The sequence below is a fragment of the Streptomyces hesseae genome (genome assembly GCF_031845785.1).
GTDB lineage: Bacteria > Actinomycetota > Actinomycetes > Streptomycetales > Streptomycetaceae > Streptomyces > Streptomyces hesseae.
This window is the reverse complement of sequence record NZ_JAVRFI010000007.1, coordinates 293,598-304,185: the sequence shown is the minus strand read 5'-3', so window position 1 is coordinate 304,185 and position 10,588 is coordinate 293,598. Positions and strand designations below refer to the sequence as shown.

Below are 10,588 nucleotides of genomic sequence, written 5' to 3'. Positions count from 1 at the left end.
TCATAGTGTTTCGGTGGTCATAGCGTTAGGGAAACGCCCGGTTACATTCCGAACCCGGAAGCTAAGCCTTTCAGCGCCGATGGTACTGCAGGGGGGACCCTGTGGGAGAGTAGGACGCCGCCGAACTATTATTCAAAAAAGCTCTGATGTATGAACCCCGGTTCATGCGTCAGAGCTTTTTTGTTTTCACGATGAACTACGTGGCGTCACGTCCGGTTAACGTCGTGTGGGCAGCATCCCCGGCATGCGGACTGAAGAGAAGCTGGTCGCCGTGGGTGTGGGGGCGGGGAGCGAGGTCATCGTTCCTTCGTATGCGACCGCCGGGGCTGCCGAGGCCGTCCGGAACGTCGGAGCCCTCCCCGTCTTCGCTGACATCGATCCCGTCACCTTCTGCCTCGACCCGGCTTCCGTGGCCGGCGCGGTGACATCGCGTACCGCCGCCATCGTGCCCGTCTCCCTCTTCGGGCACCCGGCCGACCTGGCCGCCTTGCGGCACGTGGCTGCCGGCCGCACCTTGCCTGTCATCGATCACGTCGAGAACATCGAGCATGTGGAGCCCGAGGAGCTCGCCCGGCGGCGCTCCAACGCCGCCTGTCTCGACGCTCGGCTCTCCGGAGTGGTGACCCCCACGGCCGCTCCCGGGGCTGTGCACCGCTACGACTCCTACGTCGTGCGCGTCCCCGGCAACGGCCGGCCCGACCGGGACGCCTTCGCCCGAGCGCTGCGGGCCCGTGGTGTCCGGTGCCACGTGCCCGTACAGACGCCCGTGCACCGGCTGCCGTCGTTCATGCGGGACATGCAGAACATGCGGAACATGCGGGAGTTGTGGCTCCCGGAGACCGAGCGGGCCGCTGATGAATGTCTGGCCCTGCCCATGGACGACATTTCGTCGCGCCGGGATCTCCAGCGGCTCGTATCCGCCTGCAACACACTCGGCGGGCTGCTTCCCGCCGCCGCCTGATCGTTCTGCCCGGCAGTCAAAAGCGCGTACGAACATGGGGTATGCTTTATCTCGTTGCCGGCCCCAATAGCTCAGTCGGCAGAGCGTCTCCATGGTAAGGAGAAGGTCAACGGTTCGATTCCGTTTTGGGGCTCCGAAGGAAAGGCCCCCGCCGAAAGGCGGGGGCCTTTTCCATTTCTCGACCCTGACGTTTCAGCCCTGACGCTCCGGCACTTCCGGCACCCGCATGGCCAGGATGGCCATGTCGTCGGAGGCAGGCTCGGCGGCGAAGCGTTCCACGGCGCGGAGAATACGTGCCGCGACCGCGCCGGCCGTCAGGCCCGTACAGGTCGTCAGAACGTCCGTCAGGCCGTCGTCGCCGAGCATGCGCGTGCCCTCGCGGCGCTCGGTGACGCCGTCCGTGACGCACAGCAGGACGTCTCCCGGGTCGAGGGTGACGGTCTGCTCGTACAGCTCCAGGTCCTCCATGACGCCCAGCAGCGGCTGCGGATCCGCCGCGGGCTCCACGGTGCCGTCCTGGCGCAGCCGCAGCGGCAGCGGGTGGCCGGCGCAGACGACCTTGAGGAGCGCGCTGCCGTCGGGCTGGGGGCGCAGCTCCCCGTAGAGGAGGGTGAGGAAGCGGCTGCGGGCGCCCTCGTCGAGGATGGCGGCGTTGAGGCGCTGGAGGACGGCGGGGCCGCCGAAGCCCTCGCGGGCGAGCAGGCGCAGGGCGTGGCGGGCGAGGCCGGTGACGGCCGCCGCCTCCGGGCCCGTGCCGCAGACGTCGCCGATGGCGAAGCCGTAGGCGCCGTCGCGGATGGGGAAGACGTCGTAGAAGTCGCCGCCGACCTCGTTGCCCTCGCCGGCCGCGCGGTAGATGACCTCGACCTCCACGCCGGGGACGTCCGGGAGCTCGGGCGGCAGGAGGCTGCGCTGGAGGCTCTGGCTGATGGCGGTGCGCTCGCTGTAGAGGCGGGCGTTGTCGAGGGCGAGGGCGGCCCGGCGGGAGAGGTCCTCGGCGAGTTCGAGGATCTCCTGGCGGAAGTGGTCGTCGCTGGGCTTGCCGAGGGTGAGCATGCCGATGACGCGGTTGCGGGCGACGAGCGGCAGGACCACGGTCTCGCCGCCGACGGCGGCCGCCGTGGCGAGGGAGGGGCCGGGGGCCGGGATGTCGCCCGTGGCGTCGGGGAGGCCGAGGCTGCGCAGGGACGTGCGCAGGGCGGCGGCGTGGGCGGCCTCGGTGGGGGCCGTCCAGACGCGGGCGCCGGGGGTGGGGACCGGGTCGGGCGGGGCGACCTTGGAGAGCAGGGCCTTGAGGCCGTCGATGCGGTCCTCGTCCTCGTGGAGGACGTAGGAGAGCTCGGGGTCCGAGCTCTGGTCGGCGATCGTGTAGACGGCGCACCAGGTGGCCAGAGTGGGGACGGTCATCTGGGCCATCAGGGCCAGGGTCTGGTCGCGGTCGAGGGTGCCGGCGAGGAGGTCGGAGGCCTCGACGAGGAAGGAGAGCGAGCCGCGGCGCAGGCGCTCCAGCTCGCCGAGGCGGGCCGACTCCACGGCGAGGGCGATGCGGTCGGCGGCGAACTGGAGGCGCAGGGCCTCCTCGTTGCCGTAGCGGCGGGGGGACTCGGCGGCGACGCCGAGGGAGCCGGTGAGGCGGCCCTCGACCTTGAGGGGCACGGTGACGACGGAGCGCATGCCGGTGTCGGCGAGGAGGGGGACGGCGCCGGGGACGACGGTGAGGTCGTCGTGGACGGCGGGCATCCGGGCGGAGCCGTAGCGTCCGGTGCCGGCCTCGACGGGGACGCGGGCGAAGCGCTGGCGGGTGGAGGGCAGGCCGGTGGAGGCGCGGACCTCCAGTTCGGTCTCGTCGTCGGTGGCCAGCAGCAGATAGGCGGAGTCGCCGTCGAGCATGTCGCGGGCGCGTTCGACGGTGCGCTGGAGGAGGCCGTCGAGGTCGTCGGGGGCGGGGGAGCCGATGAAGACCTCGAACGGGTCGGTGGCGGTGCCGCGCTCGCTGGTGCCCGTGTCGGAGCCGGTGGTGCGCGGCGGGGTCTGGAGGACGGCGCGCTCCTCGTCGCGGACGAGCAGGCAGACGGTGGAGGGGGCGCCGGCGTTGTCGCGGACGCGGAGGTGGGAGGCGTAGACGGGGACGATGCGGCCGTCGGCGCCCCTTATGCCGTAGGAGCCCTCCCAGCGGGAGAGGCGCAGGGCCTCCTCGATGCCGGTGGAGGTGCCGGGGGTGTGCGGCCAGGCGGCGAGGTCGGTGAGGGGTTTGCCGATGATCTGCTCGGCGGTGAAGCCGAAGAGTTCGTGGGCGTCGTCGTTCCAGGCGCTGAGGGCGCCCTGGTGGTCGATCTGGACGACGGCGACGCGGACGCGGGCGTCGGCGACGGGCAGGGCCTCGGCGGGGAGGGCGGGGCCCGCGGAGCGGGTGCCGGCCGGGCGGTCGGGCAGGTCGAGGCGGAACCAGACGGTCTTGTGGGTGGCGGTGTACTCGACGCCCCAGCGGGTGGCCAGGGAGGCGCACAGCAGCAGTCCGCGGCCGCCTTCGCGGTCGAGGCCGCCGAAGGGGCGGCCGGGGCTCTGTACGGGCAGCTCGCGCTCGGGGTAGCGGTCGGCGACCTCGACGCGCACGCCGGTGCCCATACGGACGCACAGGACCTCGGCGGCGGTGCCCGCGTGGACGACGGCGTTGGTGACCAGCTCGCTGGTGAGGACGACGGCGTCGTCGATGACGTCGAGGAAGCCCCAGCCCTGGAGAGTGTCCCGGACGAAGGCCCGGGCGGCCGCTACCGAGCGTCCGATCGGCTCGAAGGTTGCGGCAGCCCGCGCGGTGATCACAGGTCTCCTCATCAATGTCTCGGCGATCTGCTCACCCATGTGCAGCGCCCCTCCTTGCCCGGCCGGATGCCAGGTTACTTACCTTCGCCGTGTGCGCGGAGGCCGGTGCACAGGGATTCCACACTTGGGGGTGCCGGTGGACCGTGTGCGATGCTGCCGACTGTTATGGCCTGGTTGGGCCGGGGTGAAACACTGGGAAAGCTCGAAGCGGAAGCCCGACGAGGATGATCGAACCTGCGGGAGGGACGACGGTGGAGTCTGGCGCGACGGCGCGGGCCGCAAGCACGCGCGCGAAGGGCGGACGGGCCCGGCCCAATGGGACGATCGAGGTGGACGCCGGTGCGCTGCACCGGCTGCTCTCGGCCCTGGAGGCGATGCGGGACGGGAACTTCCGCAAGCGGCTGACGGTCCCCGGGGACGGGGTGATGGCCGAGGTCGCCGCTGTCTTCAACGAGGTCGCGGACCGTAATCTCCAGCTCACGGGTGAGCTGAACCGGGTGCGGCGGGTCGTCGGCCGTGAGGGGAAACTCACGGAGCGCCTGGAGCTCGGCGCCTGCGAGGGGTCCTGGGCGGCGGCGATCGACGCCTGCAACGCCCTGGTGGACGATCTGGTGCGGCCGGTGTCCGAGGTGGGCCGGGTGCTGTCGGCGGTGGCCGAGGGCGATCTGGAACAGCGGATGGATCTGCGCTCCCAGGGAGCGGACGGTTCCGCGCACCCGCTGCGTGGCGAGTTCCTGAAGGTCGGCCGTACGGTCAACGGGCTGGTCGACCAGCTGTCGGCGTTCACCGACGAGGTGACGCGGGTCGCGAGCGAGGTCGGTACAGAGGGCAAGCTCGGCGGGCAGGCCCGGGTGCGCGGTATGTCGGGTTCGTGGAAGGACCTGACCGACTCCGTCAACACGATGGCGTCCCGGCTGACCGCTCAGGTGCGTGATATCGCTCTCGTGACGACGGCTGTCGCGAAGGGCGATCTCTCCCGGAAGGTCACGGTGCATGTGGCCGGGGAGATGCTGGAGCTGAAGAACACGGTCAACACGATGGTGGACCAGCTCTCCTCCTTCGCCTCCGAGGTCACGCGGGTGGCCCGTGAGGTGGGTACCGAGGGCGAGCTGGGCGGCCAGGCGCAGGTGCCGGGCGTCGCCGGCGTCTGGAAGGACCTGACGGACTCGGTCAATCTGATGGCCGGCAATCTGACGGCCCAGGTGCGCGGGATCGCGCAGGTGACGACGGCGGTCGCGAGCGGCGACCTCTCGCAGAAGGTCACGGTGAGCGCGCGCGGCGAGATCGCGCAGCTGGCCGAGACGATCAATCAGATGACGGAGACGCTGCGCACCTTCGCCGACGAGGTGACGCGGGTGGCCAACGAGGTCGGCGCCGAGGGCAGGCTGGGCGGTCAGGCTCAGGTGCCGGGTGCGGCGGGTACGTGGAAGGACCTCACCGATTCGGTGAACACCGCGTTCCGCAACCTCACCGGCCAGGTCCGGGACATCGCCCAGGTGACGACTGCGGTGGCGAACGGCGATCTGGGCCAGAAGGTCACCGTGGATGTCTCCGGCGAGATGCTGGAGTTGAAGAACACCGTCAACGGGATGGTCGACCAGCTTCAGTCCTTCGGTGCCGAAGTGACGCGGGTGGCACGGGAGATCGGTGTCGAGGGCGAGCTCGGCGGTCAGGCGGCGGTGCCGGGTGCGGCGGGTACGTGGAAGGACCTCACCGATTCGGTGAACACGGCCTTCCGTAACCTCACCGGCCAGGTGCGCAACATCGCCCAGGTGACGACTGCGGTCGCGAACGGCGACCTCTCGCAGAAGGTCACCGTGGACGTGTCCGGCGAGATGCTCCAGCTGAAGAACACCGTCAACGGCATGGTGGACCAGCTGTCGTCCTTCGCCGACCAGGTGACGCGGATGGCGCGGGACGTGGGCACGGAGGGCCGGCTCGGCGGTCAGGCGCGGGTGCCGGGCGTGAGCGGCACCTGGAAGGAGCTGACCGACTCCGTCAACTTCATGGCGGGCAACCTCACCTCCCAGGTGCGGCAGATCGCCCAGGTGACCACGGCGGTGGCGCGCGGCGATCTGTCGCAGAAGGTCGACGTGGACGCCCGGGGCGAGATCCTGGAGCTGAAGAACACCATCAACACCATGGTCGACCAGCTCTCGGCGTTCGCCGAGCAGGTGACCCGGGTGGCCCGCGAGGTGGGTACGGACGGCCGGCTGGGCGGTCAGGCGCAGGTGCCGGGAGTGGCGGGCGTCTGGCGCGACCTCACCGACTCGGTGAACGGCATGGCGGAGAACCTGACCGCGCAGGTCCGCAATATCGCGCAGGTCGCGACGGCGGTGGCCCGCGGTGACCTCTCGCAGAAGATCGACGTGGACGCGCGCGGCGAGATCCTGGAGCTGAAGAACACCCTCAACACGATGGTGGACCAGCTGTCCTCGTTCGCCGAGCAGGTGACGCGGGTGGCCCGTGAGGTGGGCACCGAGGGCATCCTGGGCGGCCAGGCGGAGGTGCAGGGCGTCTCGGGCACCTGGAAGGACCTCACGCAGTCGGTCAACTTCATGGCCAACAACCTGACGTCCCAGGTGCGCAACATCGCCGAGGTGACCACGGCGGTCGCCAAGGGCGATCTGTCGAAGAAGATCACGGTCGACGCCAAGGGCGAGATCCTCGAGCTCGTCACCACCGTGAACACCATGGTCGACCAGCTGTCGGACTTCGCCGAGCAGGTCACGCGGGTGGCCCGTGAGGTGGGTACGGAGGGCCAGCTGGGTGGTCAGGCGCGGGTGCGGGACGTCACCGGCATCTGGAAGGACCTCACCGACAACGTCAACCTGATGGCCAGCAATCTGACCAGCCAGGTCCGCAGCATCTCGCAGGTCGCGGGGGCGGTCGCCAACGGCGACCTGACCAAGAAGATCACCGTCGAGGCGCGTGGCGAGGTGGCGCAGCTCGCCGACACGGTCAACACCATGGTGACCACGCTGTCCTCGTTCGCGGACGAGGTCACGCGGGTGGCGCGCGAGGTGGGCACCGACGGCATCCTCGGCGGCCAGGCGCGCGTCCCGGGCGTGAGCGGCACCTGGAAGGACCTCACCGAGTCCGTGAACTCGATGGCGTCCAACCTGACCGGCCAGGTCCGCAACATCGCGATGGTGACCACCGCCATCGCGCAGGGCGATCTCACCAAGAAGATCGACATCGACGCGCGCGGTGAGATCCTCCAGCTGAAGACGACCATCAACACGATGGTCGACCAGCTGTCGTCCTTCGCCGACCAGGTGACCCGGGTGGCCCGCGAGGTGGGTACCGAGGGCCAGCTCGGGGGTCAGGCTCGGGTGCGTGACGTGGACGGCACGTGGCGCGACCTCACAGAGTCGGTGAACGAGATGGCGGGCAATCTGACCCGGCAGGTACGGGCCATCGCGGAAGTGGCCACCGCGGTGACCCGCGGAGACCTGAACCTCAAGATCGACGTGGATGCGGCCGGCGAGATCCTGGAGCTCCAGGACAACATCAACACGATGATCGCCAATCTGCGCGAGACCACCCTGGCCAACAAGGAACAGGACTGGCTCAAGGGCAACCTCGCCCGGATCTCCGGCCTGATGCAGGGCCGCCGCGATCTGCAGGACGTCGCCGGGCTCATCATGAGCGAGCTGACGCCCGTGGTCTCCGCGCAGCACGGCGCGTTCTTCCTGGCGATGCCGACGGGCCCGCACGAGGGGGAGAGCGGCGCGGACGCCTACGAGCTGCGGATGCTCGGCTCGTACGGCTACTCGATGGGCTCGATGCCCACGTCCTTCCTGCCGGGCGAGTCGCTGATCGGCACGGCGGCCAAGGAGAAGCGCACGATCCTGGTGGAGAACGTCCCGCCGGGCTATCTGAAGATCGCCTCCGGGCTGGGCGAAGCACCGCCGGCCCATGTGATCGTGCTGCCGGTGCTCTTCGAGGGGCAGGTCCTCGGTGTGATCGAGCTGGCGTCCTTCCAGCCGTTCGCGCAGATCCAGAAGGACTTCCTCAGCCAGATCGCCGAGATGATCGGCACCAGCGTCAACACCATCAGCGTCAACACCAAGACCGAGGTGCTGCTCAAGCAGTCGCAGGAGCTCACCGAGCAACTGCGCGAGCGGTCGGCGGAGTTGGAGAACCGGCAGAAGGCGCTGGAGATCTCCAACGCCGAGCTGGAGGAGAAATCCGAGCGCCTGGCGCGGCAGAACCGCGACATCGAGGTGAAGAACACCGAGATCGAGGAGGCCCGGCAGGTGCTGGAGGAGCGGGCCGAGCAGCTCGCGGTCTCCATGCGCTACAAGTCGGAGTTCCTGGCCAATATGTCGCACGAGCTGCGCACGCCGCTCAACTCGCTGCTGATCCTGGCCAAGCTGCTCGCCGACAACGCCGAGGGCAATCTCTCGCCGAAGCAGGTCGAGTTCGCCGACACGATCCACGGGGCGGGCTCGGATCTGCTCCAGCTGATCAACGACATCCTGGACCTGTCGAAGGTCGAGGCGGGCAAGATGGACGTCAGCCCGACCCGGATCGCGCTCGTCCAGCTCGTCGACTACGTGGAGGCGACCTTCCGGCCGCTGACGGCGGAGAAGGGCCTGGACTTCTCCGTACGGGTCTCGCCGGAGCTGCCGACCACGCTCCACACCGATGAGCAGCGGCTGCTCCAGGTGCTGCGCAATCTGCTGTCGAACGCGGTGAAGTTCACGGACACCGGCGCGGTCGAGCTGGTGATCCGCCCGGCCGGGGCGGAGGTCCCGGACAGCATCCGGGAGCAGCTGCTGGAGGCCGGGTCGCTGCGGGACGCCGACGGGGAGATGATCGCCTTCTCGGTCACCGACACCGGCATCGGCATCGCGCAGAGCAAGATGCGTGTCATCTTCGAGGCGTTCAAACAGGCCGACGGCACGACGAGCCGCAAGTACGGCGGTACGGGCCTGGGTCTGTCCATCAGCCGGGAGATCGCCCGGCTGCTCGGCGGTGAGATCGACGCCGCGAGCGAGCCCGGCCGGGGCTCGACCTTCACCCTCTATATGCCGCTCAACCCCGGTGAGCTGCCGCCCCAGGGCTATCCGCAGCCGGGCGGGGAGGGCATCGTGGGCGCCGGGCAGGAGACGCCCGGTGCCGGACACGGCCCGGCGGAGGGCGACGCCTCGCCCGCCCGTCAGGCCGCGGGGCTCTTCCTGCGTCGCCGCAGGGCGGCCCAGGCCGCCGGACGGGCGGCCGCCCCGGCCCGGGACGGGCAGGGCGACGGGGCGGTGCCGGGCGCGCGGCTGCCCGGCGCGCCGGCCCCGGAGCTTCCGGCGGGCCGGCCGCAGCCGGCCTTCGGCGAGTTCACGCACGGCGACTTCGGCGCCGGCGCGGACACGGGCTACGGAGGCGGTTTCAGCGGCGGGTTCAACGGTGAGAAGGTGCTGATCGTCGACGACGACATCCGCAATGTGTTCGCCCTCACCAGCGTGCTGGAGCAGCACGGGCTGTCGGTGCTCTACGCGGAGAACGGCCGTGAGGGGATCGAGGTGCTGGAGCAGCACGACGACGTCGTGGTGGTCCTGATGGACATCATGATGCCGGAGATGGACGGCTACGCCACGACGGCGGCGATCCGCCGGATGCCGCAGTTCGCGGGGCTGCCCATCATCGCGCTGACGGCGAAGGCGATGAAGGGTGACCGGGAGAAGAGCATCGATGCCGGAGCGTCCGACTATGTCACAAAACCGGTGGATACTGACCATCTTCTCACGGTGATGGAGCAGTGGATGCGCGCAGAGTGACGGAATCCCGTTCACTCTTTGACAATTCGCTGACTCAGTGTGGCCGAAGGCGTGTGGGAGCGCGGTATTCGGGGAACCTTCTGGTCCCCCACCGCGTTTCTGCTACGTGCACAGTGACATCGCGGTGACAGGGTGTGGCGACGGGCGGGGTGCGGCTACCATGACCGGCACAAGGACGGGCGGCGCAAGGGAGTCGTCCCCCGGGGCGGCGCCCGGTGCTTCCCCCGGCTCCGCGAGCCGGGGAGACCCCAAGCCGGGACGAGGAGGACGGGGCATGGTGCAGAAGGCCAAGATCCTCCTGGTCGATGACCGGCCGGAGAATCTGCTGGCGCTGGAGGCCATTCTCTCCGCGCTCGATCAGACGCTGGTACGGGCATCGTCAGGGGAGGAAGCGCTCAAGGCGCTGCTGACGGACGACTTCGCGGTGATCCTGCTGGACGTGCAGATGCCCGGCATGGACGGCTTCGAGACCGCGGCGCACATCAAGCGGCGGGAGCGGACCCGGGACATCCCGATCATCTTCCTCACCGCCATCAACCACGGTCCCCACCACACCTTCCGGGGCTACGCGGCGGGCGCGGTCGACTACATCTCCAAGCCCTTCGACCCGTGGGTGCTGCGCGCCAAGGTCTCGGTCTTCGTCGAGCTGTACATGAAGAACTGCCAGCTGCGCGAGCAGGCCAGCCTGTTGCGCCTCCAGCTGGAGAACGGTGGCCACTCCGGCCGCACCGGGGTGCTCGAGCCCCAGGAGCCCGCCGGGCTGCTCGCCGAGCTCTCCGCGCGGCTCGCCGCCGTCGAGGAGCAGGCCGAGGCCCTCTCCAAACAGCTGGACGAGTCCGCCGACGCGGCCGCCGTCGCCACCGCCGCCCATCTGGAGCGCAAGCTCACCGGACTGCGGCGCGCCCTGGACGCGCTGGAGCCCGGAGCCGGCAGCGGCGCCAGCCCGGTCCCCTCGCAGACCTGACGGCGCCGCGCGGAGCGCCCTCGCCGCCCGGCCGCTCCGGCGCGGCGGCGACCAGGGTTTGACGCT

The 10,588-nt window shown here is 70.0% G+C and carries 4 protein-coding genes, 1 tRNA gene and 1 rRNA gene; 5 read left to right on the top strand and 1 reads right to left on the bottom strand.

Annotation, left to right across the window (positions count from 1 at the left end):
* The first annotated feature begins 9 nt into the window (after positions 1 to 9).
* The 3 genes from rrf (at position 10) to RM609_RS14625 (ending at position 1,094) form a co-directional block, all read left to right on the top strand.
* A 5S ribosomal RNA gene (gene rrf / locus RM609_RS14635) occupies positions 10 to 126 on the top strand.
* A 118-nt stretch (positions 127 to 244) separates the two neighbouring features.
* A complete protein-coding gene (locus tag RM609_RS14630; protein WP_311611055.1) occupies positions 245 to 961 on the top strand; it encodes a DegT/DnrJ/EryC1/StrS family aminotransferase in 717 nt (238 codons plus the stop codon).
* A gap of 60 nt (positions 962 to 1,021) precedes the next feature.
* Positions 1,022 to 1,094 (top strand) — tRNA-Thr (locus RM609_RS14625).
* A 59-nt stretch (positions 1,095 to 1,153) separates the two neighbouring features.
* Here RM609_RS14625 and RM609_RS14620 read toward each other — a convergent pair.
* Positions 1,154 to 3,820, bottom strand: coding sequence for a SpoIIE family protein phosphatase (locus RM609_RS14620; protein ID WP_311611053.1), 2,667 nt, complete (start codon positions 3,818 to 3,820; stop codon positions 1,154 to 1,156).
* A 212-nt stretch (positions 3,821 to 4,032) separates the two neighbouring features.
* On the opposite strand from RM609_RS14620, the gene RM609_RS14615 reads away from it, so the two are divergent.
* Positions 4,033 to 9,558 (top strand): HAMP domain-containing protein, encoded by a 5,526-nt coding sequence (locus RM609_RS14615; RefSeq protein ID WP_311611052.1) that lies wholly within the window; start codon positions 4,033 to 4,035, stop codon positions 9,556 to 9,558.
* Positions 9,559 to 9,832: 274 nt separating this feature from the next.
* Complete coding sequence (locus RM609_RS14610; RefSeq protein WP_311611050.1) at positions 9,833 to 10,522, top strand: response regulator; 690 nt, start codon at positions 9,833 to 9,835, stop codon at positions 10,520 to 10,522.
* Positions 10,523 to 10,588: the final 66 nt, after the last annotated feature.